The 24,476-nt window shown below is 75.6% G+C and carries 20 protein-coding genes; 16 read left to right on the top strand and 4 right to left on the bottom strand.

The features are described 5' to 3' along the window. The first annotated feature begins 53 nt into the window (after window positions 1–53). Entirely contained in the window at window positions 54–2,006 is a 1,953-nt protein-coding gene (locus ACRYRX_RS03980; protein ID WP_432510514.1) for a DUF2264 domain-containing protein, read from the top strand. Here the strand turns inward: ACRYRX_RS03980 and ACRYRX_RS03975 are convergent. Then, the gene (locus tag ACRYRX_RS03975; RefSeq protein WP_432510513.1) at window positions 1,984–3,948 is read right to left on the bottom strand and encodes a heparinase II/III domain-containing protein; all 1,965 of its coding nucleotides are present in this window, start codon (window positions 3,946–3,948) and stop codon (window positions 1,984–1,986) included. The genes ACRYRX_RS03980 and ACRYRX_RS03975 overlap by 23 nt on opposite strands. Window positions 3,949–4,662: 714 nt before the next feature. On the opposite strand from ACRYRX_RS03975, the gene ACRYRX_RS03970 reads away from it, so the two are divergent. From ACRYRX_RS03970 to ACRYRX_RS03960, 3 genes are all read left to right on the top strand, one after another. Beyond that, a complete protein-coding gene (locus ACRYRX_RS03970; protein ID WP_432510512.1) occupies window positions 4,663–4,911 on the top strand; it encodes a hypothetical protein in 249 nt (82 codons plus the stop codon). A 278-nt stretch (window positions 4,912–5,189) separates the two neighbouring features. Continuing rightward, on the top strand, window positions 5,190–5,549 hold the full coding sequence (locus ACRYRX_RS03965; RefSeq protein WP_432510511.1) for a winged helix-turn-helix transcriptional regulator: 360 nt from the start codon (window positions 5,190–5,192) through the stop codon (window positions 5,547–5,549). Further along, window positions 5,546–6,157: a DUF998 domain-containing protein gene (locus ACRYRX_RS03960; protein WP_432510510.1), complete on the top strand. Its 612-nt coding sequence runs from the start codon at window positions 5,546–5,548 to the stop codon at window positions 6,155–6,157. Before ACRYRX_RS03965 ends, ACRYRX_RS03960 begins: the two co-directional genes overlap by 4 nt. 17 nt (window positions 6,158–6,174) lie before the next feature. Here the strand turns inward: ACRYRX_RS03960 and ACRYRX_RS03955 are convergent, their stop codons facing one another. After that, window positions 6,175–6,696 carry a hypothetical protein gene (locus ACRYRX_RS03955; protein ID WP_432510509.1) on the bottom strand — a complete coding sequence of 174 codons (522 nt, stop codon included), beginning with the start codon at window positions 6,694–6,696 and terminating at the stop codon, window positions 6,175–6,177. Window positions 6,697–6,926: 230 nt separating this feature from the next. On the opposite strand from ACRYRX_RS03955, the gene ACRYRX_RS03950 reads away from it, so the two are divergent. From ACRYRX_RS03950 to ACRYRX_RS03940, 3 genes are all read left to right on the top strand, one after another. After that, a complete protein-coding gene (locus tag ACRYRX_RS03950) occupies window positions 6,927–8,075 on the top strand; it encodes a zinc-dependent alcohol dehydrogenase (RefSeq protein ID WP_432510508.1) in 1,149 nt (382 codons plus the stop codon). Window positions 8,076–8,085: 10 nt separating this feature from the next. Next, entirely contained in the window at window positions 8,086–8,664 is a 579-nt protein-coding gene (locus ACRYRX_RS03945; RefSeq protein WP_432510507.1) for a hypothetical protein, read from the top strand. A 218-nt stretch (window positions 8,665–8,882) separates the two neighbouring features. Next, on the top strand, window positions 8,883–10,457 hold the full coding sequence (locus ACRYRX_RS03940) for a GGDEF domain-containing protein (RefSeq protein ID WP_432510506.1): 1,575 nt from the start codon (window positions 8,883–8,885) through the stop codon (window positions 10,455–10,457). 19 nt (window positions 10,458–10,476) lie between these two features. Here ACRYRX_RS03940 and ACRYRX_RS03935 read toward each other — a convergent pair whose 3' ends face one another. Then, on the bottom strand, window positions 10,477–11,889 hold the full coding sequence (locus ACRYRX_RS03935) for a putative bifunctional diguanylate cyclase/phosphodiesterase (RefSeq protein WP_432510505.1): 1,413 nt from the start codon (window positions 11,887–11,889) through the stop codon (window positions 10,477–10,479). A 43-nt stretch (window positions 11,890–11,932) separates the two neighbouring features. Continuing rightward, window positions 11,933–12,532, bottom strand: coding sequence for a histidine phosphatase family protein (locus tag ACRYRX_RS03930; protein WP_432510504.1), 600 nt, complete (start codon window positions 12,530–12,532; stop codon window positions 11,933–11,935). 85 nt (window positions 12,533–12,617) lie between these two features. Here ACRYRX_RS03930 and ACRYRX_RS03925 point away from each other — a divergent pair, with 85 nt between their 5' ends. The 9 genes from ACRYRX_RS03925 (at window position 12,618) to ACRYRX_RS03885 (ending at window position 24,459) form a co-directional block, all read left to right on the top strand. Next, window positions 12,618–13,154, top strand: coding sequence for a beta-class carbonic anhydrase (locus ACRYRX_RS03925; RefSeq protein WP_432510503.1), 537 nt, complete (start codon window positions 12,618–12,620; stop codon window positions 13,152–13,154). 3 nt (window positions 13,155–13,157) lie between these two features. Next, the gene (locus ACRYRX_RS03920; protein WP_432510502.1) at window positions 13,158–14,246 is read left to right on the top strand and encodes a DNA alkylation repair protein; all 1,089 of its coding nucleotides are present in this window, start codon (window positions 13,158–13,160) and stop codon (window positions 14,244–14,246) included. 36 nt (window positions 14,247–14,282) lie between these two features. After that, entirely contained in the window at window positions 14,283–15,035 is a 753-nt protein-coding gene (locus ACRYRX_RS03915) for an IclR family transcriptional regulator (RefSeq protein ID WP_432510501.1), read from the top strand. Between the two features lie 47 nt (window positions 15,036–15,082). Continuing rightward, window positions 15,083–16,600 carry a glycerol kinase GlpK gene (gene glpK / locus ACRYRX_RS03910; protein WP_432510500.1) on the top strand — a complete coding sequence of 506 codons (1,518 nt, stop codon included), beginning with the start codon at window positions 15,083–15,085 and terminating at the stop codon, window positions 16,598–16,600. A 549-nt stretch (window positions 16,601–17,149) separates the two neighbouring features. Continuing rightward, a complete protein-coding gene (locus tag ACRYRX_RS03905) occupies window positions 17,150–17,743 on the top strand; it encodes an excalibur calcium-binding domain-containing protein (RefSeq protein ID WP_432510499.1) in 594 nt (197 codons plus the stop codon). Between the two features lie 124 nt (window positions 17,744–17,867). After that, window positions 17,868–18,908 carry a hypothetical protein gene (locus ACRYRX_RS03900; protein WP_432510498.1) on the top strand — a complete coding sequence of 347 codons (1,041 nt, stop codon included), beginning with the start codon at window positions 17,868–17,870 and terminating at the stop codon, window positions 18,906–18,908. Window positions 18,909–19,116: 208 nt separating this feature from the next. Further along, window positions 19,117–20,703 (top strand): DUF4407 domain-containing protein, encoded by a 1,587-nt coding sequence (locus tag ACRYRX_RS03895; RefSeq protein ID WP_432510497.1) that lies wholly within the window; start codon window positions 19,117–19,119, stop codon window positions 20,701–20,703. Window positions 20,704–20,947: 244 nt separating this feature from the next. Next, window positions 20,948–21,673 (top strand): GNAT family N-acetyltransferase, encoded by a 726-nt coding sequence (locus tag ACRYRX_RS03890; protein ID WP_432510496.1) that lies wholly within the window; start codon window positions 20,948–20,950, stop codon window positions 21,671–21,673. Window positions 21,674–21,753: 80 nt separating this feature from the next. Next, a complete protein-coding gene (locus ACRYRX_RS03885; protein WP_432510495.1) occupies window positions 21,754–24,459 on the top strand; it encodes a putative bifunctional diguanylate cyclase/phosphodiesterase in 2,706 nt (901 codons plus the stop codon). The last annotated feature ends 17 nt before the right edge of the window (window positions 24,460–24,476 follow it).

The following is a 24,476-nucleotide window of genomic DNA, read 5'->3' as shown; positions in this document are numbered from 1 at the left end:
CGTTTCGCGGACCACGGTTGCCCGGGAGCGTTGCCGCGCAGTGGAGTACGGGCGTGAACCCCTCGCCGCCCCCGCTGCTCGACCGACTCCGCGACCGCGAGGACCGGACGCTGTCGCCGTTCACGGGGTGGACCCGCGAGTCCTGGGCGCTGCTCGCCGACGAACTTCTCCTGGCCGCGCGGACGCACGCGTCGCCCTCGCACGCCGGCATCCGGTTCCCCGGCCCCGTCGGGGGCTACGGCGACGACGTCGACGCGCTGGAGGGTTTCGCGCGCACGTTCCTGGCCGCGGGTTTCCGCGTGACCGGCGAGGACGGCGCCGACCCGAACGGCTACCTGGAGTGGTACGGGCGGGGCCTCGCCGCCGGGGTCGACCCGCGCTCGCCCGAACGCTGGCCCCGGCTGGACGAGCACCACCAGGCCCGCGTGGAGGCGGCCTCGATCGCCCTCGTGCTGACGATGACCGGACCGTGGCTGTGGGACCGGCTGCCCGCCCGCACCCGGGAGCAGACCGTCGACTACCTCTCCGCCGCGATCGGCGCCCGGTACCCGCCGATCAACTGGCTGTGGTTCCAGGTCGTCGTCGAGCAGTTCCTCGCCTCCGTCGGGGTCGACGTCCCCCGCGACGAGCTCGCCGGTTTGCTCGCCCGCACGGACGCCTTCGAGCGCGAGGACGGCTGGTGCTCCGACGGCGCGAGGCGCGCGTACGACCACTACGCCGGCTGGGCCCTGCAGTTCTACCCGCTGCTGTGGAGCGAGCTGTTCCCCGACGAACCCCTCGCCGCGCAGCGGCGCGAGCGCTACGTCGCCCGGGCGGGCGCGTACCTGCACGACGCCGTGCGGCTCGTCGGCGCGGACGGTTCACCGCTCGTGCAGGGACGCAGCCTCGCGTACCGGTTCGCGGCAGCCGCCCCGTTCTGGGCGGGTGCGCGGGCCGGGGTCGAGGCCCCCGCACCGGGCACGCTGCGCCGGGCCGCCTCCGGCGTCGCCCGGCACTTCGCCGAGCACGGGGCACCGAACGCCCACGGGCTCCTGAGCACGGGGTGGCACGGCCCCTGGCCGCCCCTGGCGCAGCGGTACTCCGGACCCGGGTCGCCGTACTGGGCCGCCAAGGGCCTGCTCGGGCTGAGCCTGCCGCCCGGGCACCCGGTGTGGACGGCGCGCGAGGGGCCGCTGCCCGTCGAGGAGGACGACCAGGACCTCGTGGTCCGCGCCCCGGGGTGGCTGGTGACCGGCCTGCGGCGCGACGGCGTCGTCCGTGTCGTCAACCACGGCACCGACCACGCCGTCGCGGGCGACGTGCTGCCCGAGGGCCCGCTGTACTCGCGGTTGGGCTACTCGACCGCGACCAGCCCCGTCCTCCTGCCCGCCGACGGGGCGCTCGACCAGTCCGTCGTCCTGGTCGACGCGCAAGGACGCACGAGCGCCCGCACCGGCTTCGAGCGCCTCGCCGCCCGCACGCTGCCCAGCGGCACCCTGCTGGGCGCCTCGCGGTGGCGGGCGCACGTCGTCCGCACCGCTCCCGGGACCGCCGACCACGGTTTCCCCCGCGCGGGCGAGGTCGTCCACCGCGGGCCCCTCCTCGAGGTCGTCTCGCTGGTGCGCCGCGGCTGGGAGGTGCGCCTGCTGCGCCTGCCCGACGGGGCGGGCGGAGCGATCCTGCGCACCTCCGGGTGGGCGGTCGCGGACGCGACGGGCGCCCGCCCGGGACCCGCCACGCGGCTCGTCGACCTCGCGGGGCTGCAGGACGCGGGTGAGGAGACCGCCGCCGGCGCCTCCCCGCTCGCGCCGCAGGTGCGGGTCCCCTGGCTCGCGGTACCCGGGGAACCGGTGCCGGGCCGCTGGTACGCGGCCGCCGTCGCGCTCGGCGACCCCGGCGCCGCCCCGCACCTCGTCGCGGGCGGGACGGACGCGGACGAGGAGGTCCCGTGGTCCGTCGCGTGGGGTGACGGGACGGTGGACGCGGTCGACCTGCGGGCCGTCCTCAGCCCCGGCGGATCGTCGTGACGACCGCCCCGGTCGCGCGGGGCCCGGCCGGGCGCGCCGTGAGCCGGACCAGCGAGCCGCCCCACACCGCGCGCAGCTGGGGGTCGTCGAGCTCGACCGTCTCCAGGTCGACGACCACCTCGGCGTCCGCCCCCGCGTCGTGGAAGGTGATGGTGAGCGGGGTCGCGTCCTCGCCCTCGGGGGCGCGCGCGAGAACCCGCGCCCCGTCGACCCCCTCGACCCCCTCGACCCCGGCGAGCAGCAGGTGCAGCGACGGCCGCAGCGGCCGCGACGAGGACCACGTGTCCTGCACGACCACGGCGTGCGCGGTCCGGTCCAGCGCGGCCGTGCGGCGCCAGCTGCGCAGGTCCCCCGGGGGGTACGCGCCGGCCAGCTCCATCGACAGCGCGGTCCGCCCGGCCGCCTCGAGGAGTTCCACGTCGCTCGCCGCCGATCCCGCGCCGCAGGGCTGCTCCCGCCCGTCGGGCGTGGGTGTGCTGTGGAACACCGACCGCGTGAACCACGCCTCGTACCGCCGGGGGCCGAAGCTGTCGCGCGTGTAGGTGCCGGTGCCGGCGTCGACGACGACCGGTACGCCGTCCGACGCGACGATGAACGATCCGACGTCGTTGTGGTTGTGCGGTTCGCCGTTGTGCCCGCCCTTGACCACCAGCGCCAGTCCCTCCGCCGTGCCCCCACGCTCCCTCGTCGCCAGCAGCTGCAGCCGGTCCAGGTACTGCGTGCGGGGGAAGGCGCCGCCCGCCTCGCGCGCCCCGGCCCACGTCCCGTCGGCCAGCACGCCCAGCGCCCGCGTCAGGGGCACCGGCAGCACCAGGAGCGGTCCGTCGCCGCGCAGGGACCGGGCGTGCCGCGCCACGTCGTCGTCGCCGACGTACCGCGCGAAGCGGTGCAGCAGACCGGCGGGGTTCTGGTCCTTGACGGTGCCGCTGTCCGCGCGCGGGGCCCGCGCACCGCCGTCGCCGACGTTGGCGCTCCAGGGACCGCCGAGGTGGACCACGAGGGGGTAGCGGGCGAGGCGGGCCAGGAGGGGATCGGCTGCGGTGACCTCGCGGGCGGACGCGTCGAAGGCCGTGAGCAGTTCCAGCGCCTCGAAGTAGCGGCCGGCCGACTGCCACCAGTACATGACCCCCTCCGCGCAGCCGCCGTCCTCGGGAACCCCGTCGCGGTAGGCGAGCAGGCTGGCGTGCGCGGTCCGGGTGATCCGTTCCCACCGCCGGGGACCGAGGTCCTCCACGAGCGCGGTGGCGAGCACGTTCGAGACGATCCACGGGTTCCAGTTGCTGGGTATCCCGAACCAGTGGTGCTCGCGCGCGTGTTCCTCGAACGGCACGAGGACCCGCTCGTCGACCTCGCGGGAGACCCGCTGGAAGAGGTCGGCGAGCGCCGGGTCGTCCTGCGCCCGCTCACGGTGCAGCGCGGCGAGCCAGCTGAGGGTCGCCGCGGTCTCCGCGGCGAACAGGTCCAGCGTCGGGTCGGTGGGGTCGGGCAGGGCGCGCGCCTCGCGTTGCGCTGCGGGGTGGTGGGTCGAGTTGTCGTGGGCGGGCACGCACCAGCTCGACTCCTCAAGGACCGACCAGGCGCCGTCGACGAGCGGGTCGAGCCACGGGCCGCCGGGTTCCAGGGCGAGCGCGAGGGCCAGGGCCGTGAGCCGGCGACGCCGCGTGAAGTACCCGTCCTCGTACGCCCGCCGGTCACCTCCCCGGGCGAAGGCCAGCCACCCGCCGGCGGTGAGCACCGGCCAGGGCGACGCGGCGGCCTCCCGTGCCGCACCGAGGACCTCCGCGGCGGTAGCCGGGTCGATCCGATCCCACGCGCCGCGTTCGTGCGCGCGCGGGAACGGGGTCCAGCCGGGACGCCCGGCGCGCGCCGCAGCGAAGGCTGCGGGGTCGATGGCGCCGAGGGCCTCGGCCGCGGGAGTTCGAGCGCCGGTCTTCGTGTCCACCCGGGGGACGGTAACGGCACTGGCTGCGGGTACGGCCTCCCCCGGGCGCTAACGATCGCAAACGATCGGGCGCCGGTCGTCCGCTCCGTCCACCGCGCCCGGGGACGGTTCCCCCCGAACCCTCCCGCGATCGGCTGCTGCCGGCCCGGGTGCGGCACGACCGGCGTTTCGGCGCGACTCGCGAGGAGTTCCCGGGGCAGCGGCGCCTGCGGGTGATCCCCTCCGGACCCGTTGCCGCGGAAGGGCTGCGCCGAGGACGATCAGTCCGCTCACCTCGACCCGCAGGTGGGCGAACCAGGTCAGCGCAGGAGGTCGCGGTGGGCGCGCACCTGGTCCGGGTGCTCGTTCTGCCGGGCGGCCCACCCGGCGAACCCCCGGCAGGGCGCAGGAGCGGAGGCCGAGGCGAGACCCGTGTTCCAGCGGGAGGCACCCGGGAGGTCGCGCAGGGACCACGGTCACGGGGACGCCTCGTCACGACCAGGGCATCAGCGGGTGAGCCGACGACGATCGCGCCCGACCCACCCGGCGGAGCGGTGACCCCGCAGCCCCTGCTGCTCCACGCCACGGTCCGCGGCGACACCCGACGCCGGGTGCCCGGGCGAGCGGGGGCGGGGACCAGGTGGTCGTGCCGGTGGCCGCGCTGTCGCGTCGATGCGGTGGCGCACCGGCCAGGGGCGGTTGTCACCCCGCGCACCGGCGAGGAGGATCAGCAGCGTGAGCCTGGAAACCTGGTGGTCCCACGTGCAGCAGGACACCCGCGACTGGCTGCTCGCCCACAACGGTGAGGCGCTGAGCCCCGCCGTCGTGCAGGACGTCGAACGGGTGGCCGGTCCGCTCCCCGCGCAGGCGTGGTGGCTCGACCGGACGGAACCCGACGGCCTGCACCTGTCCGACGCAGCGGTCGACTGGGTCGAGGAGGTGGCCAACGGGGAGGTTCCCCGGCCACCTTCGAGCGCGTCCTGACACCCAGGCGACCGACCGCGCACCGACCGCGCCGGCCGCTCGGGACGCGGAGCGGGACGCTCGCCCGCCGAGGTCACCCGACGCCCGGGCCCCCGGCGCCCGAGTGGCGCACCACGGCGACCACCGGGCACCAGCGACGGAACTTCCTTGACGACCAGCGACTTAGGATCCTGAGTTGCTGGTCGTGGACCTCGCTCACGAACTGCACGACCTGGTCCGGACCCTCGACCGGCACGCCGAGCGCGCTGCCCCCGCACGGGCTCAGCTACCACCGGTACGTGGCGCTCGTCATCACCTCCGAGCACCCCGGGATCACCGGCCGCCGGCTCGCCGGCGCCCTCGGGATCTCCGAGCCGTCCACCAGCGCGCTCGTGCGTCAGCTGATGTCGGCCGGCCTGCTGCGCGACGTGGCCGCGCCCGGGACCGGCAACGTGCGCCGGCTCGAACCCACCGAACTCGGCGAGACCACGAAGCGGCGGTGCACCGACCTCCTCGGCGGGGCCCTCGAGCGGAGCGCCTTGCGCATCGGCCTCGACGCCGCCGCGCTGGCCGCCACGGTCCGCGCCCTGCACGACGAGGTCCGCCGCCCCGCCACCGACGATCCCGCCCCCGCCCCCACCCCCGAGGAGTCCCCGTGATCCCCGCAGCCGTCGTCGCCGCCCCCACCGCCGTCCTGATGCTCACCCGCCTCGGCCTGCTGGCCGCCCTGCACGTCGTGCCCAGCGACTACTCCCCCGTGCGTCACGCCGTCAGCGACTACGCCGTCGGCCGCACCCGCCGGCTCGCCACGGCCATGACGTGGACCGCCGCGGCCGCCTGGGCCGGGCTCGCCGCGACCGTCGCGATCGCGCTGCCCACCTGGGAGCACCAGAGGTCCACGACGACGTGGCTGCTGGTCCTCGCGGTCCTCTTCGCCGCCCTGCCCCACCTGCCCACCGACCTGGAGGGCGCGCGCCGGACGCGGGTGGGGACGCTGCACCTCGTCGTGGCCGTCGCCTGGTTCGCGATCAGCTACTCGCTCACCGGAACCTTCGCCGACCTGTTCGAGGGCACCACCCTCGGCGACGCCCTGCGGGTGCTGCACCTGGTGGCGGCGGTCTCCCTGACCTGCCTGGTGGTCGCCCTGGTCGTCCCCCACCTGCGGCGGCGCGCCTTCGGCCTCAGCGAACGCGTGTTCCTCGTCGCCATCGCGGTGTCGTACCTGCTCGTGACGATCGGCGTGACGACGAGCCTGCCCGGGCGCTGACCCGCCGGACGCGTCCGTCAGTGGCTGCGCCGGCCGCGCCGCGACTGCAGCACCGGGGGCAGCAGCCGGTCGGCGACCACGCCCGTCGCCACCGAGAACACCGTCTTGTGCAGCACGTCGACGGCCAGTTCCGCGGCCGGCCAGGTCGACGGCGGCGCACCGACGCCGGTGGCGTTCTCGACGGTCTGGTCGAACCCGAGGCGCACCACGGTGTGCCAGGCGTTGGCGTGCGCCCCGCGGATGCCGGTGGCCGCCCACACCCCGCGCAGCGCCCCGAGGGTGGCCGCCGTCCCGTAGTGCATGACGTGGTTCCAGACCACCGGGGTCGCCGCGTCGCCCGGGTCCCGGCCCAGCAGCGCCAGCAGGGCCCGCGCTGGGACGTGGGAGTCGCGGCGGTGCGTCACGGCCTGCTCCAGCTTCTCCCCCACGCTCATGACGGCCCCGCCGGCCAGTCCGGCCACGGCTCCCGCCCCGGCCGCCCGCAGGACCGCGGCGGGCCGGGAGCGGCGGTGCGCGCCGGAGGGTTCCCTGGAGTTCATCGTGGTCCACCGATCTCCGGGGCGTCCCGGTGTCGTCGTCGTGGGCCCACCGTGCCCGCAGGTGGGCGCGGCCACCACCCCGGACCGGGCACCGGGGTCCGGCGGCGCACCGGCGTGGCGCCGGGTTGCGCTGGCAGGCCCGCCCGTCCTGACGCACAGTGGCCACTCGGGGTCGAGCCACCGGCCCACAGGTCGACGGCGGCTCCCGGGCCGCGGCGGGGAGGCGGCACGTGCGGGCGATGGTGTACCGGGGGCCCTACCGGATCAGGGTAGAGGAGAAGGCCCCGCCCAGGATCGAGCACCCCAACGACGCGATCGTGCGGGTGACGCTCGCGGCGATCTGCGGTTCGGACCTGCACCTGTACCACGGGCTGATGCCGGACACCCGCGTCGGGACGACGTTCGGCCACGAGTTCATCGGCGTCGTCGACAGCGTCGGTCCCTCGGTCCGGAACCTGGAACCCGGTGACCGGGTCATGGTGCCGTTCAACATCTCCTGCGGGTCGTGCTTCTACTGCGCCCGCGGGATGCTCGCCAACTGCCACAACGTGAACCCCAACGCCACCGCCGTCGGCGGGATCTACGGCTACTCGCACACCACCGGCGGCTACGACGGCGGCCAGGCCGAGTACGTGCGGGTGCCGTTCGCCGACGTCGGGCCGGTCGTGATCCCGGAGTGGATGCACGAGGAGGACGCGGTGCTGCTCACCGACGCCACCGCCACCGGGTACTTCGGGGCGCAGCTCGGGGACATCCGCGAGGGCGACGTGGTCGTCGTCTTCGGCGCCGGCCCGGTCGGGCTGGTCGCGGCGGCCTCGGCGTGGCTCATGGGCGCCGGCCGGGTGATCGTGGTCGACCACCTCGACTACCGGCTGGAGAAGGCGAAGACGTTCGCGCACGCCGAGACCGTGAACTTCGCCGAGCACGACGACGTCGTCGTCCACCTCAAGCGGATCACCGACCACCTCGGCGCCGACGTCGCGATCGACTGCGTGGGCGCCGAAGCCGACGGGAACTTCCTGCAGCACGTCGCCGGGGCCAAGCTGAAGCTGCAGGGCGGTTCACCGGTCGCGCTGAACTGGGCGATCGACGCGGTCCGCAAGGGGGCGACGATCTCGGTGATGGGCGCCTACGGCCCGGTGCCGAACGCGGTGAAGTTCGGCGACGCCATGAACAAGGGCCTGACGCTGCGCATGAACCAGTGCCCGGTGAAACGGCAGTGGCCGCGGCTGTTCGAGCACCTGCGCAACGGCTACCTGCGCCCGCGCGACCTGGTGACCCACCGCATCCCGCTGGAGCACGTCGCCGAGGGGTACCACCTGTTCTCCTCCAAGCTCGACGGCTGCATCAAACCCCTCGTCGTCCCCACCGCTGCCTGAGGAGCCCACCATGGCGTACTGGCCGCAGAAACCCCCGCTGCCGGAGACCGTCGAGGAGTTGCGCGCCCGCATCCCCGGCTGGGGCGTGGACCTGGACCCGAAGGACCGTCCCGCCGTCCCGCAGGAGGTGTTCGACCCGGAGGCGTACGGCGCGCACTGGGAGTTCCCCGACCGCCAGCCCGAGCGGTACGGCCCGCGGGAACGGTCCGTCGAGCACGCGTTCCTGCCGCCGGTGTTCGGCACCAGCGCCCCGCTGCACGGGGTGTCCGGCCGGATCCGCCGCCTGGCCTACGACCGCTTCAGCGAGGGCCGCAACGCGCACTGGCTGCTGCTCATCGCCGCCGACCGCGTCGACGCGTTCGAGGGCCTGCTGACCTCCGCCGCCCGCGGCCGCCCGGACGACCCGGTCACCGAGACCGGCGTCCGCGCCGAGGCGACCGGCCACCCGGTCGGCTCCCGCGCCGGGCGCGTCGACACCCACCACCAGTGGATCGACCCGCTCGTCGTCGGGGGGCCGTGGGTGGCCGCCGCGGCCGGGATCGCCGTGGGCGTCACCGCCGTCGTGCGGCGCGCGAGCCGGAACCGGTAGCCCCGGGACGGGACCCCGGGCTCCCCCGCGAGCGACCGGCAGCCTCGGCGACGGTCGGTGCGTCCCCGTCGTCGCCTTCCACCGCGACCGGCCGCAGGGCCGTCCGGGGGACCGCGGGCGCCCCGGGCGGCCACCCGGCTCAAGGGACCCGGGCACGGCACCGAGAGTCGGGGACGGGGACGGACGGTCCGCACCCGTCGCCGAACCGCGGAGTCGTCGTGAAACGGATCCTGTCGAGCACCGCCGGTGCCCTGCTGGTCGCCGTCGTCGGTGCCGGCACCGTGACGGGGTCCCTGCTGGCCCGCGCGGACGCCGTCCAGCGCAGCTCGGCCGCCGAGGCCCGCACCGCCGCCCTCCGGCTCGCCGGGGTCCGCCTCGACCTGTGCACCGGCGTGACCGAGCTGGCGATCGCCCGCGTCCGGGAGGGCGGCGAGGGCGGCGGGCAGCTCGACCACGACGCCGTGCAGGCCCGGTGGGAGACCACCTACCGGACGAGCGCGGCCACCCTCGACCACCTGCGCGGCGGACCGGCCGGCGCGGACGCGGAACGGGCCCGCACGGCGCTGACCGAGCTCGGCGTCGAGGGCCCCGACGACGTCGGGAGCTTCCTGTCGGACTACGCGAACGCCGTCCTGGACGTCTGCCTGGGCGCGCAGTCCGTGGGGGGCCGCGCGGTCGACCCGCTCGAGGCCGCGCTGTCACCGCTCGACGAGCTCATCGCCTCGATCGGGTACCAGCAGGTGGACTTCGCCGCCGCCGAGGCCGCCCTCGGCATCGGCGTCCACGCCGGCGACCTGACCGCCTGGCTCCGGTCCCAGGGGTACGCGGTCGCCGGGCAGCCCCTGGTGGGCAGCGCGGTCGAGCCCCGCGTCGTGCCCGCGCCGGCAGCGGGCGCACCCGGGGAACCGGACCTCTCGGAGGACCTGACCGACCTGCGCCGGCAGGAACCGGCGGTCGCCCGCGAGGTGCTGGCGCTCGCCGCCGGCCCGGACGGCACCGCGCAGGAGTCGGCCTCCCGGTGGACCGGCGCGGTCCTGGGCGCGGACGAGCGGTCGAGCCGGCCCGTCGCCCCCGGCGACCTCGCCGTGAGCGGTGCCCGGCTGGCCGAAGCCCTGCACCGCAGCGCCTCGACCGGTGTCGCCGACCGCGTGACCCGCCTGAGCCGGGAGCAGGACGCGACGACGCGCCAGGCCTGGCTGTGGCTCGCCGTCGCGGTCGTCGCCGGCGCGGGGACGCTCGGCGTCCTGGTGCGGGTCGTGCACGTCCGGCGCCACCAGGAGCGGCTGCTGCGCGCGGTGGCGGGCACCGACCCCTTGACGGGCCTGGCCAACCGCCGCGCCCTGGACGACCACGTCGCACCCCGCTTCGCCGACCGGGAGACGGGGACCCACGCGGTCCTCGTCCTGGACCTCGACGGTTTCAAACCCGTCAACGACACCTACGGGCACGCCGTGGGCGACGAGGTGCTGCGGGCCGTGGCCAAGCGCGGCCGGGGCGTGCTGCGCACGCAGGACGTCCTGGCCCGCACGGGCGGGGACGAGTTCGTCGTCGTGCTGCTGGACCTGTCGCCGCACGAGGCCGCGGAGGTCGCGTCCCGCGTCGCGGCGGACCTCGAACGCGCCCTCGCGGGACCCCTGCACCTGGGGTCGCTGACCGTCCGCGTCGGGGTGAGCGTCGGCTGGGCGCTGCGCGAGGGGCGGGGCGACCTGTCCGGGACCATCGCGATGGCCGACCGCGCGCTGTACGACGTGAAGCGCTCGCGCCCGGACCGGGCCGCGCGACCGCGCGACTGACCGCCCTCGGGGGCGGCGCTCAGCGTCCGGCGGTGAGCACCTCGACCGACGGCGTCGTCAGCCCCTCCGCCCGCGCCCAGGCCACCGCCTGCGCGGCCGGCAGCGGCCGGGCGAAGAAGAAGCCCTGGAGCTCGTCGCAGCCGAGGGCGCACAGCCGGTCGGCCGCCGCGACGGTCTCGACGCCCTCGGCGACCACGACCAGCCCGAGCCGGTGCGCGAGCGCGATGAGGGCCGAGACGATGGCGTCGTCCTGGGGGTGGGTGACGAGCTCGGCGACGAACTGCCGGTCGATCTTCAGCTCGTGGACGGCCAGGCCCCGCAGGTGGACGAGGCTGGTGGACCCGGCCCCGAAGTCGTCGACGGCGATGCGGACGCCGCGCTCGCGCAGCTTCGCGACCGTCGCGCGGGCCCCGGCCGGGTCCTGGACGATGGCGGTCTCGGTGATCTCCAGGACCAGGTCGGCGGGGTCCCAGCGGGTCAGGGCGAGGGCTTCCTCGACGATCCCGAGCAGGCCCGGGTCCAGGCTGACGGCGGAGACGTTGACGGCCATCGTCGTGTGCAGGCCCGCGGTCCGCCACGCGGCGGCCTGCCGCAGCGCGCTGAGGAGCACCCAGCGGGTCAGGGCGTGGATGAGGTGGGTGCGTTCGACGACGGGCAGGAAGTCGGCCGGCTGCAGCAGCCCGCGGGTGGGGTGCTGCCAGCGGACCAGCGCCTCGAACCCCAGCAGCCGGGCGCCGTCGCCGGAGACCTTCGGCTGGTAGTGCAGGACGAGCTGGTCCTGCTCCATCGCGGTGCGCAGCTGCCCGAGCAGTTCCAGCCCGCCGGCCGAGTGCGGGTCGCTGGCTGCGTCGTAGCGCAGCACTCCGGCGCGCGAGCGCTTCGCCGCGTACATCGCGACGTCGGCGCGCTGGAGCAGTTCACCCAGGGTGTGCCCGTCGGGGCCGGCCACGGCGATGCCGATGCTGCCCTGCACGTCCAGCGGGACGACACCGGCGTGGAAACCCCCGATGCTCAGGCCCGCGAGGACCCGTTTCGCGGCGACCTCCAGCTCGGCGTCGGAGCCGGGTTCGGCGACGAGGACGGCGAACTCGTCACCGCCGAGGCGCGTGACGACGGCGGCGTCCCCGGCGGTGGCGCGCAGGACGCCGGCGACCTGCACGAGCACGTCGTCGCCCGCGGCGTGCCCGAGGGTGTCGTTGACGTCCTTGAACCCGTCGAGGTCGAGCAGCAGCAGCCCGGGGCGCCCGCCGCGGGCCAGGAGGGGCTCGGCGAGCTCGTGCAGGGCCCGCCGGTTGCCCAGCCCGGTCAGCGGGTCGGTGCGGGCCAGGTCGTGCAGGACGCGGTCGCGCTGGCGGACCAGCGCGACCAGGGCGACGGCGGCGACCAGGGTCACCAGGACGACGGTGGCCCAGGCGGTGGTGGCGGCGGTCACACCGCCCCATCGGCACGCAGCGTCACCAGCTGAACCGGCGGGTTCAGCCGATCGGCGGAACGCTCCAGCGCAGCAGCACCGGACGGCCGTGCTCGTGGCCCAGTTCGCCCCACGTCCCGGCCTCCAGGGCGAACAGCGCCCCGGCCGTGGGCGACAACCCGAGCCAGGTCGCGAGCAGGACCCGCAGGAAGTGCCCGTGGGCGACGAGGACGACGTCGGCGTCGCGGCCGGAGGCGGTCACCAGCGCCTGCGCGCGCCCGAGGACGAGCCGGGCCCGCTGGGCGACCTGCTGCACCGTCTCCCCCGGGGTGTCGCCGGGCACGACGCCGTCGTGCCACACGGAGAACGGCCGGCCGAGCTCGACGGCGATCTCCGGGGTGGTCCGGCCCTCGTAGCCGCCGTAGTCCCACTCCACGAGGTCCTCGTCGGTCCGCAGGTCCCGCAGCCCGGCCAGCTCGGCGGTGCGGCGGGCCCGCTGCCGGGGGCTGACGAGCACGGCGGCCACGTCGCGGCCGGCGAAGACGGGGGCGAGGGCACGGGCCTGGGCCTCGCCCTCGGCGGTGAGCGGGACGTCGGTGCTGCCGGTGTGCTGGCCCGACAGGCTCCAGGCGGTCTGTCCGTGGCGGACGACGAGGATCGACACCGCGCGAGGCTACCTCCCGAACCTGTGGGGGCCCGGGCGGCCGGACCGGCACCCCCACCGACCGGCGGCGGGGGCCGTGGTGACAATGTGCCCCGTGGATCCCTTCGCCGACGTGCTGACCGCCAACGCCGAGTACGCCAAGACCTTCGTCGACGACGGCCGCCCCGGGATCGCCGGGGTGGGTCTGGCCGTCATCACCTGCATGGACTCGCGCATCTCCCCGCTCGACATGCTCGGGCTGGTCAAGGGGGACGCGAAGATCCTGCGCAACGCCGGGGCCCGCGTCACCGACGACACCCTGCGCACCCTCGTCCTGGCGCACTACCTGCTGGGGGTGGAGCGCGTGCTGCTGCTCGCGCACACCGACTGCGGCATGACGAAGAACACCGACTCCGACGTGCACGCGAAGGTGCTGGCGCAGGGCGTGGACTCGCGCAGCATCGACTTCCGCACGATCGCCGACCAGCGCACGACCCTCGTCCACGACGTGCAGCGCATCCGGTCCTGGCCGTTCCTGCCGCCGGCGATGCCGGTCGCGGGCGGCATCTACGACGTGCGCACCGGCGCGATCGAGATGGTCGTGGGCGCCGACGCCACCGCCGAGGCGCTGCCGGGCGCCTGAGCCGTGCCGACCGCGGACGAGCTGCTCGGCGACGCCGTCGCCGCCGAGCTGCTCGACGCCCTGCAGGCCGCCGACCGCGGCAACCCGTTCGCCGCGACCCGCGCCGCGGTCGCCCGCCTGCGGGGGCAGCCCCTGGGGGACCGGGCGCGGTCGCTGGCGGCGGGTCTGGTCGCGGACACCGGTCACGACCACGCGCGGCTGGCGCGGGTCGTCCGCGCCGCCTACGAGGACCCGGCGCTGGCGGGCTGGCACGTGTGGCCGGTCACGCACGCGCTGGCCACCACGGGCGTGCAGGACCCCGACCCCCGGGCCTTCGACGACGCCCTGGACCTGATGGCCCACCTGACGCCGCGGCTGACGTCGGAGTTCGCGCTGCGGCTGCTGCTGCGGCACGACACCGCCCGCGTCCTGGAACGCGCGCGGCGCTGGACGGGGCACGAGGACGAGCACGTGCGCCGGCTGGCCTCCGAGGGCACCCGGCCGCGGCTGCCGTGGGGTCTGGGCGTCCCGGTGCTGACCGCGGACCCGCAGCTGACCCGCCCGCTGCTGGACGCCCTGCACGACGACGCCTCGGAGCACGTGCGCCGCTCGGTCGCCAACCACCTGAACGACCACGGCCGCCTGCACCCCGGGTTCGCGGTCGAGGTCGCCGGCGGCTGGCTGGCGTCGGCGCACGGGCCCCGGACGGTGCGGCACGCGCTGCGGGGGCTGGTGAAGAAGGGCCACCCGGGCGCCCTGGAGCTGCTGGGGTTCGGCGCGGTGCGGGTGCGGACGTCCCCGCTGGAGGTCACCCCGCGGGTCGTCGCGATCGGTGGGGACGTCACCTTCCGCGCCACGCTGGAGAACCTGGACGCGCGACCGGCCGAGGTCGCCGTCGACCACGTCCTGACCTTCCCCGGCGCGCGCGGCGGGCAGCGGTCCAAGACGTTCACCCTGACCCGGCTGCGGCTGGCGCCCGGGGAGGTCGCCGAGGTCCGCGGCACCCACTCGTTCCGGCAGCTGAGCACCCGCACCCACGTCCCCGGCCCGGCCTCGCTCGCGTTGCAGGTCAACGGGGTCCGGCAGCCGGCGACCGGCCTCACCCTGGTCTGACCTCGCGCCGGGGCGCGGCTGCGCCAGGATGGGGCCGTGCCCGGGCCCATCCAGTCCATCGAGCGGGCCGCCGCGGTGCTGCGGCTGCTGGCCGGTGCCGGTCAGGGACTGGGCGTCGTCGACATCGGCAACGCGCTGGGGCTGGCGAAGACGACCGCCCACGGCATCGTCCGCACCCTCGTCGACGTGGGGTTCGTCGTGCAGGACGAGGCCGGGGACTACCGGGCCGCGCCGGACCTGGCCGACCTGGGCCGCCCCCGCATCGACGCGAACGACCTGCGCGCCCGGGCGGTCAACTGGGCCGACTCCCTGGCGAGCCGGTCCGGGGAGTCGGTGCGGCTGGCGACGCTGGCCCAGGGCCGCGCGCTCGTGGTGCACCACGTGTTCCGCCCCGACGACAGCGCCCAGGAGCTGCGGACCGGGACGTCGCTGCCCGCGCACGCGTGCGCGCTCGGCAAGGTGCTGCTCGCCTCCGCGCCCGTGCGGCCCCGGGGCCGGCTGGCGGCCATGACGGCCCGCACGGTCGTCGACGCCGCCGCGCTGCGCCGGACGCTGGCCGCGGTGCGGGAGCAGGGCTGGGCCCTGGAGGTCGACGAGCTGGAGGTGGGCGTCGCCGGGATCGCCGCCCCGGTGCGCGACCTCGGTGGCCTGGTCGTGGGCGCGCTCGGCATCGAGGGCCGCACCGAGCGGATCGTCGACGGCCGCGGGCGCCCGCGCGCGGGTCTGGTCCCGGCGGTGCGGCAGGCCGCGCGGGCGATCTCGCGCGAGCTGGGGGTGCGGGAGGCGTGAGCGGCCGCCCTGGTGCCGGTGATCGCCTCGGCCCGATGATGACCGGTGTGAGCGATCGACGGCCGGAGCACCAGGGGTACGTCGTCGCGATCGACCAGGGCACCACCTCGACCCGCTGCATCCTGTTCGACCACGCCGGGCGCCTCGTCGCGGTGTCCCAGCGCGAGCACCGCCAGCACTACCCCCGGCCCGGCTGGGTCGAGCACGACGCCGCGGAGATCTGGCGGGCGGTGGCCCGGCTCGTCCCGCAGGCCATGGCGCAGGTCGAGGCCACCCCCGCCGACGTCGTCGCCATCGGCATCGCGAACCAGCGCGAGACGGTCGTCGCGTGGGACCGGCGCACCGGGGACCCGGTGGGGCCGGCGATCGTGTGGCAGGACACCCGGACCGCCGACCTCGTCGAGGAGCTCGCCGCCGACGGCGGCGTGGACCGGTTCGCCGACCTGTGCGGGCTGCCGCTGACGACGTACTTCGCCGGGCCGCGGATCGCGTGGATGCTGCGCGACGCCGGGTTGCGCCGCCGCGCCGAGAACGGCGACGTGCTGTTCGGGACGATCGACTCCTGGCTGGTGTGGAACCTCACCGGCGGCCCCGACGGCGGGCGCCACGTCACCGACGTCACGAACGCCAGCCGCACGATGCTCATGGACCTCACGACCCTCGACTACTCCCCGCGGATGCTGGAGGTGTTCGGCATCCCGCGGCGGGCGCTGCCGGAGATCGTGGCCAGCTCGCAGGTGTACGGGCGGGCGCGCACCGTCGTGCCGGGAGCCGTCCTCGGCGCCGCGCTCGGGGACCAGCAGGCGGCGCTGTTCGGGCAGACGTGCTTCTCCCCCGGCGACGCGAAGTGCACGTACGGCACCGGCAGCTTCCTGCTGATGAACACCGGCACGGAGATCACCCGTTCCTCCCACGGGCTGCTCACGACGGTCGCCCACCGCATCGGCGACGAACCACCCGTGTACGCGCTGGAGGGTTCCATCGCCGTCACCGGCGCGCTCGTGCAGTGGCTGCGCGACAACCTCGGGCTCATCTCCACCGCCCCCGAGGTCGAGACGCTGGCCCGCACGGTGCCGGACAACGGGGGCTGCTACTTCGTGCCCGCGTTCTCGGGGTTGTTCGCCCCGCACTGGCGGGCCGAGGCCCGCGGCCTGCTCATCGGGCTGACCGGGTTCGTCACGAAGGGGCACATCGCCCGCGCCGCACTGGAATCCACGGCCTGGCAGACCCGCGAGGTCGTCGAGGCCATGGACGCCGACTCCGGCCTGCGGCTGAACTCGCTGCGCGTCGACGGCGGGATGACGTCGAACAACCTGCTCATGCAGACCGTCGCGGACGTCCTGGACGCCCCCGTGGTGCGGCCCATGGTCAGCGAGACGGTGTCCCTGGGCGCGGCGTACGCCGCGGGCCTGGCGGTGGGTTTCTGGCCCGACACCGAAGCGCTGCGCCGCCGCTGGCACCGCGCCGGGCAGTGGGAACCGGCGATGGAACCGCAGGTGCGCGACCGGGGCTGGGAGGACTGGCAGGAGGCGGTGCGGCGCACGTTCGGCTGGATCCGGCACTGACGACGCGCGCAGGATCCACCACACGCCGGCATCGAAGACCGGAGTCGACGGAGACCTGGGTGTGGGTGGTGATGCCGTGCCGGCGAACACGGGATGCGGTACGAGCCGCCGCCTGAACTCCAGACGCCTTCGACCTCGTCCGGCAGGACGGGAACTGACGGAGGCGCTCAGGGCAGTGCTTGCCCACCGCAATCACTCCCGGTCATCATCGCGCACCTTCAGCGATGTTCGATGAGCCGGGGTGGTGAGAGGGACCGCTGGTGGCCAGTGGTCGGCGGTGTTGGCCCTTACGCTGCGGTCCCCAGGTGAACAGGTGAGGAGAAGCAGTGCGACGGCCGCCGAGCGAGCCACCGCAGTCGGCGGCAGCGAGCCGGGCACCGGGTTCTTCGCCTACCCGGAAGGCACTGCGTCGCAGACCGTCTGACTCGCCACTGACCGCACGGCGTTCCATCGCCGGACCCGTGCACGGGGGCGCTGCTCACGGGCGGCCCGTCAGCGACCGGAGGCGGGGTGGGCTGAGTGCCCCGTGAAGGAGTTCCGCCACGGCCGGTGCTCGCTGGCCCACCGCGCCTGTTCCAGGCGGCGGTGCTCCTCAGCGGGGTCGCGGCGGGGGTGTGGACGGTGATGGCCGGCGATGCTGCCACGGTGCTGCCTGGTGGGTTGCTGGCGGCTGGATCGGTGCTGGCGTTGGTGGGTCTGCTCGCGGTCATCAGTGGCCGGCTGGTCTGGGCGGCCGTCCCGGGGCGGGTGGCAGGGCTGGTCCTGGTCGTGACCGGTACGACCGCCGCGACGGCCGGGTACCTGTTCAGCGGCCCGGCCGTCCCCGGTGGCCGGACCGCCTCCGAGGTCTCTGGTGCCCTGGGCGCCGGGTCGCCACCGCCGGTGACCCGGGGCGGACCCGCCGCGACCCCCGACGCGCCCGCGTCGGTGAACGCACCAGCCTCGACGCCCACCTGGACGGCATCGCAGGGCTCGGCGGGTGTTCCGGACGGTTCCTCCGGGGGTCGGGAAGACCCGGGCGCCCTGCCGTTCTACGCCAACTGCGCTGCGGTGCGGGCCGCGGGAGCCGCGCCGATCGTCCCCGGCGACCCGGGCTGGCGTTCGGCTTTCGATCGGGACGGGGATGGCGTCGGATGCGAATGAGTGACGTGGACCTCCGCGTCGCAGCGACCACGGTCGCCGGCCGGGCACCCAACCCGCCGCCCGGGTCGGTGGCCCCTGCGAGGCGTGCAGTGGTGACAGCGTGAGGCGCCGACCGATCGGATCGATGACGCTCTTCGTCGCCGGTGCGGTGGTGGTGGCGGCGTTGCTGGTCGGGGTGGCCGCTGGCCCGTACGTCCGGTGGGGGCAGCCGTTCAGTCCGGTGAAGTTCGGGCAGTTCCTGGCCGAGGCCGCCGGCCAGCTGGCCGCTCTGGCGGTGCTCCTGACGTTCATCGTCGTGGTGTTCCGGCTGTTGCACGCTTTCAACACCGCAGGTGCCCGAACGGACACCGACTACGGCTCGCGTGGTGCGTCGCGTACGGGTGGCGGGTGGCGGTGGGCCCTGGGGCTGCCTGCGGCCAGGCCACGGCGGACCGGCGCGTCACAACCCGCTGCCGGCGGACCGGCCGCCTCCTCTGCGGGTCCCGGACTGCTGGCGTTGCCGGCGTCGGGTCCGGGACGAGTGGGGCCGTGGAGCAGCTGGCCGTCCCTGCTGCCGTCCGGAGGGTTGCAGGCGCCGAGCCTGCGCAGCCTGCGGGTGGAGCCGGTGGTGACCGGCGAAGGTCTGCCGGTGACGGTGTCGTGGGACTTCACCGACGCCGACGAGGTCATCGTCGCCGGCCACAGCGTCCGGCAGAGCAAGGCGTCGCTCTCGGTGGTCCCCGGTGGCAGCGGACCGCTGGAAGTCGTGGCGCTGAACGGTGCAGGGGCGAGGCAGGAGTGGACGGCGGCGGTGACGGTGCTGCCGATCCCCCGGCTCGACAGCCTGGACCTGCCGGCTGCGCCCACGGTGCGGTTGAGCGTAGACGTCAGCGCGGTGCTGGACGCCCGCGCACCCACGGGGGCCCTGCGGCACCTGTTCGCTCGTCAGGACGGCCACCAGCTCGCCGGTCAGCTACCCGAGCACGTGCCGTCACCGCGACTGTCCCCACTGCTGGTCCCGTCCGGGCTGCGCCACTGGTGGCGGACCAGCACCCGGCACCTGCACGCCGCGGTCGAACGGACCCAACGCTCGCGGGGGACGGCAACCCGCTCTTCAACCACTGGGCTCCCCACCGGGCCTGATGCATCTCCTGCACCTGAGGAAGGTTCCCCTCGTCGTGATTGAGCCCCCGTCTCCTACCGCCGCGAAACTCCCGCCCGCGACCTCCTCCCCCGTCGCAGGAGTTCCCTTCGAGGCTGCCGTCGGCCACAGCTCCGGGATCGTCGCGAGCGCCGGCCCGTCCACGGGCACGAGCCGGTTCCGGGGCGCCCTCTCCCGTGGGCGAAGGGCGGTGGGGGATCTCCTGCTGGTGGTGGCCGGTAGCAATCAAGCGGTGCTGGAGCAGGTGCCGCAGGACCGGGTCAAGCAGGCGACGCTGGGTGGGGCGGTGCTGACCACTGCGGGGCTGGCAGTGTTCTCCTGCGCCATCGCCCTTCACGTGGCCCTGCACGCTCCCGTCGTCCTGGCCGTCGTGGGGGGTTTGGCGTGGGGTGTGGTGATCCTGAACCTGGACCGGTGGCTGGTGGTCTCCACCGTCCGCCAGTCCCGCGCGGTGTGGACGATCCTGATGAGCCTGCCCCGCCTGGCCTTGGCGTTGATCATCGGTCTGGTCGTGTCCACCCCGTTGACCCTGACCGTCTTCGGCGGTGAGATCGACGCCCGCCTGCAGATCACCCACACCCAGGCCCTGGCCGACTTCGAGCAGCGGTTGCAGTCCGACCCGCGTTTCGTCGGCCTGCCCGATCAGCAGGCCCAGATCGTGGCGCTGCAGCAGGACATCGCGACCGCCAGCCCGCAGTCGGTGATCGAGGCTGACCCGCAGGTGGTACGGCTGCAGCAGCAGCTGGATCAGACCGAGGCCGACTTCGACGCCGCCGAGCAGGCGGTGGCGTGCGAGAAGGAGGGCACTTGCGGGTCCGGACGGGCCGGGGCAGGTCCGGCGGCGGCGGACAAGGAGGCCCGCCGGGACCGCCTGGCCGCGCAGCGGGTGGAGCTGGCCGAGCAGCTGGCCGCGGCGAAGCAGGCCCTGACCGGCACCGCCGCGCAGCAAGTGGCTGCGGTGGTGGCCGACAAGAGCGCCCAGCTGGAGGTCCTGCAGGCCACCGTGCAGCGCGCTGAAGCCGATCGGGCGGCGACGGTGGCGGCCAACCGGGCCGCCGTCGCTGGGGACGACGGCCTGCTGGCGCGTTTGGAGGCCCTGCACGACCTGGAGCACGACAGCACCACCATGACCTCGGCGCACCGGTTGCTGTTCGCGTTCCTGACGGCGCTGGAGTGCCTGCCGGTGTTCTTCAAGACCATCCTGCTGCTGGCCAAGCCCAGCAGCTACGAAGTGCTGTCGGCTGCGCACGACGAGCAGGTGCAGAAACGGGCGCACCTGCTGGCCGCCACCGCCTACCAGGAAGCCGAGGTGCAGGCCCAAGCGTCGCTGGACGCGGTGCGGGCCCGTGCGGCCACCCAGCTGACCGCCGAAGTCCGGGCCGCGCGGGTGGTGCTGGAAGCGCAGGTGGAGCTGGCCGGCGAGGCCGTGGCGGAGTGGAAGAAGGCCCAGTCCGGGGCACTGGTCGAGCAGATGCGTCGACAGGTCGCCGAGCAGATCGCCGAGCAGGCGGGTGCTCCGACCGCGGAGCAGGGCACTCCCGACCGGTTGCAGCCGTGGACCGACCAGGCCGCACCGGGCCCAGCCGCGGACCCACCGGCTGCTTCGGGTGATGGCGGCCTCGACGCGGAGTGGGTGCTCGACCTGCGCGAGACCCCTACCGCCGCCCGACGGGGACCGTCGTGGACCACGTCACCAGCGTGGATCGAGTCGCCGAGCCGAACCCGCGAGGACGCGGCCGTTGACGCGGTCCGAGAGGACGACACCCTGCCACTGCCACGGCAGGAGGAACCTCCGGCGGAACGACGAGCACGGTCCTGAGCACCGGGACGCAGGCGCCAGGGAGTTTCCAGCACGTCAGGAGCGGCCCGCGAAGGTCTCGGGATCGCAGGTGCCGCAACAAGACCGGTTCCCGGGCCGATCGGCGTCGACGTTCGTGCATCGGACCTTTCGATCCTCATCCCCTGGGGCACGTCGCGCGCGCCGCACGGGATCCACGACGAGACGAGCGCACTACCGGGAAAACCGCTCCCTCCCGCCCCCTCCTCCCTGCCACCCTGTCCCGGTGCCCGACCTGTTCACCGCCCACGGCGACGCGTGGTCCGTCCTGAGCGGCGCCCGCCCCGGCGGCGCCACCGCCCGGTTCCCCGGCGCCCGCGCCGCGTGCAGCGGGACCGCTGCCCCGCAGTACAACGGCGCCGACCTCCTGGACCCGGCGCTCGCCGACCCCGGGCAGGTCGCGGCCTGGTTCGCGGGGCGCGGCACGCCGTGGGCGTGGCGGGTGCGGGCCGGGACGGTGTGGGGCGGGGACCTGGTCGTGCGGCAACGGCTGGCCGGCGTCGACGCCGGCGGGTTCAGCCCGGTGGACCTGCCGCCGGGGTGCGCGGTGCGGGTCGCGGACGCCGGGGACCTCGACGCGCTGGCGGCCGTGGACGCCGCCGCGTTCGGCGGGGAACCCGCCGCGGTGCGGCCCTGGTTCGCGGGGCAGCTGCGGACCCCGGGGGTGGAGGTCCTGCTCGTCACCGGGGCCGACGGTCCGGTCGCGGCGGCGTACACGGTCCGCTCCGACGGGGACGCCGGCCCGGCGGTGCTGCTCGGCGGGGTCGGCGTGGTGCCCGCGGCCCGGCGGCGCGGGATCGCGGCGGGGTTGTCGTCGTGGGCGCTGGGGCGGGCGTTCGCGGCCGGAGCCCGGTTCGCGCACCTGCAGCCCGACGACGACGCGGCCGCCCGGGTGTACGCCCGGCTGGGGTTCGTCGAGGGGCCGGGGCTGGAGGTCCGGGCCCCCGCCTGAGCCCGGCACCCGGCGCTGCCGTCCAGGTGAACGACCGCTCGACCGCTTGAGCAGGACGCCCCGCGAGCCGATCAGGGACCGTGCCGTCCCCGCGCCCCGCCCCCGCCGCCCGGACCGCCCGTGCGCCCCGGGGTGCCCGGCGGGCCCCGTCCCTGCACAGCAGCCTGCTGGCCCTGGTCCTCGTGCCGGTGGTCGGGCTGACGGGTGCCGTCGCGCTGGCGGTGGGTGCCGGTCACGAGATCTCCGTCGCCGCCGACACCGCGGCGGAGCAGGTGCGGGCCGCGGCCCTCCTGGACACCGTGCGCGGCAGCATCGCCCAGGAGGTGGTGCCGGTGCTGAGCCAGGCCGTGCTCGCCGACCCCGTCTCCGCCGCCGCGTCCGGCCTGGACACCTCCGGCCTCGCCGGCATCGCCGCCGTGGCCGGTCCCGCCATCGCCCAGCAGCTGCGCACCGTGCAGACCGCGACCGACACCGCCGTGGACGCCACGGCCGGGACCGCCGCCGAGGCCGAAGCCGGAGCCGCCGCGGACCGGGTCGCGCGGCTGCGCGCGAGCGCCGCCGCCGGCGAGGACGTCACGACGGTCTTCGCCCGCTACGGCGACCTCGTCACCGACCTCGCCGGGCAGGTCGACCGGCACCTCGACGCCGCCCGCGACGAGTCCCTGGACGGGCCCGGGGCCCGCGCGGTGAACGACCTCGACCGCGCCCAGGCCGCCGCCACCTCCGCCAGCCTCCAGGTCCCGCTGTTCCTGGGTTCGCTGTCGGTGCCGGAGAGCGAGCGGGCGCAGGCGCGTGCCTCCTTCCTGCGGGTGTGGGGTGGTTACCGCGCCGCCGACGCCGAGCTCACCGCACAGGCCGGGGCCTCGGCGGTGGCGACCTGGCGGGCCGCGACCGGCAGCGAGGCGGCGGTGCAGGTCGACGCCCTCCTCGACGGCGCCGCCACCAGCACCTCGGGGACGGCGCTGTCGCTGCCGCAGTTCCTCACCCTCACCACGGCCGGCACCAGCCGTGACGCGGCGCTGCGGGAGGCGGTGGACACCATCGGGGCGCAGGCGGTGGCGGCCACCGACCTGCCGGCCCAGCGCGCGGCGGCGGAGCTGCGCGTCCTGCTGCTGATCGCCCTGGTCCTGCTGGTGGTGACCGTGGGCGTCATGGCCGGGGTGCACCGGTTCATCGCCCGCCCGCTGCGACGGCTGGCCCAGCAGGCCGCCGCCGTGCGCGACGGCGAGCTGCAGGACGACCTCCTCGACGCCACCGGCGGCGGGCCCCGCGAGGTGCGCACGCTGGCCCAGGGTCTGGCCGCCACCGTGTCCAGCCTGCGCCGGGTCCAGGCCCAGGCCCAGGCCGTCGCCGACGGCGACCTGGACGCCGAGGTGGTCAAGGAGCCGCTGGCCGGTTCCCTCGGCGCGGTCGTGCACGCCTCGATCACCCAGATGATCAGCGCCATCCACGAGCGGGAGCGGCTGCGGGTCGACCTCGCGCACCAGGCCTCCCACGACGCCCTGACCGAGCTGCCCAACCGCGCCGAGGCCGGCGTCCTCATCGAGCGGGCCCTGCACCGGGCCCGGCGCAGCGAGCAGCCCGTGGGGCTGCTCTTCGTCGACCTCGACCACTTCAAGCAGGTCAACGACACCCTGGGCCACGCCGCGGGCGACGAACTGCTGCGGGTCGTCAGCGCGCGGATGGAGGAGACCGTCCGCGGCGGGGACACCGTCTGCCGCCTGGGCGGCGACGAGTTCGTGGTCCTGGTCGAGCCGGCCGAGGGCCACCACCAGCTCGTGGAGCTCGGTCAGCGCCTCATCGCCGCGATCGGCGCGCCGGTGCCCGTGGGGGACCGCGTCGCGCGCGTGGGGGCCAGCGTCGGCGTGGCCGTCAGCGCCGTCGGCCCCCACGGCGCCCGGTCCACCTCCGAGCGCCTCCTGCAGGACGCCGACGCCGCCGCCTACCGCGCCAAGGCCGCCGGGCGCGGTGTGGTGGAGGTCTTCGACGAGGAGATGCGCCGCGAGCTGGCCGTGCAGACCGCCACGGAGGACGCGTTGCGCCGGGCACTGCGGGAGGGCGAACTCGTCCTGCACTACCAGCCCGTCCTGGACCTGGTCACCGGGCGCACCGCCAGCGTCGAGGCCCTGGTCCGCTGGGACCGGCCCGGGCACGGCCTGGTCCCGCCCGACGCCTTCATCCCCGCCGCGGAACGTTCCGACCTGATCTGCGACCTCGGTCGGTGGGCGCTCGCGGCGGCGCTGGCCCAGCTCACGCGGTGGGACGACGGCGGCGAGCTCGCGGGTCTGGGGGTGGCCGTCAACATCTCCGGTCGGCACCTGGCCAGCCGTCACCTGCTCGAGGACGTCGCCGAGGCCCTCACCGTCTCCGGGGTCGACCCGGCCCGCCTGACCCTGGAGATCACCGAGACGGTGCTGGTCGACGAACCCACGGCCCTGGACCAGCTGCGGGCGCTGCGGGAACTAGGGGTGAAGATCGCCCTCGACGACTTCGGCACCGGCTACACCTCCATCGGGCAGCTGCCCAAGCTGCCGGTGGACATCCTCAAGATCGACCGCAGCTTCGTCGCCTCCCCCGCCGCCGGGCACGCCGAACTCGTCCGCCTCGTCATCTCCGCCGCCCACAGCTTCGACCTGGGGGTGGTGGCCGAGGGCATCGAGGAGGACCACCAGCTGCACCGCCTCGTCGCGGACTCCTGCGACAGCGGGCAGGGGTTCCTGTTCGCCCGTCCCGCGGCCCCGGCCGACCTGGCCCTGCCCTGCGCGGAGGCGACGGCCGCGGAGTGACCGGGACGGTCCCGGGG

Origin of the sequence: Kineococcus lubricus, from assembly GCF_050871965.1 — a bacterium.
Lineage (GTDB): Bacteria > Actinomycetota > Actinomycetes > Actinomycetales > Kineococcaceae > Kineococcus.
The sequence above is the reverse complement of the archived record's forward strand: the minus strand, read 5'-3'. Positions and strand labels throughout refer to the sequence as shown.

Excerpts from the sequence above, each read along its gene's own strand:
- ACRYRX_RS03955 (WP_432510509.1), bottom strand. The coding sequence starts at position 6,696 with ATGAACTCCAGGGAACCCTCCGGCGCGCACCGCCGCTCCCGGCCCGCC.
- ACRYRX_RS03945 (WP_432510507.1), top strand. The coding sequence starts at position 8,086 with ATGGCGTACTGGCCGCAGAAACCCCCGCTGCCGGAGACCGTCGAGGAG.
- ACRYRX_RS03925 (WP_432510503.1), top strand. The coding sequence starts at position 12,618 with ATGTGCCCCGTGGATCCCTTCGCCGACGTGCTGACCGCCAACGCCGAG.
- ACRYRX_RS03900 (WP_432510498.1), top strand. The coding sequence starts at position 17,868 with ATGACGCTCTTCGTCGCCGGTGCGGTGGTGGTGGCGGCGTTGCTGGTC.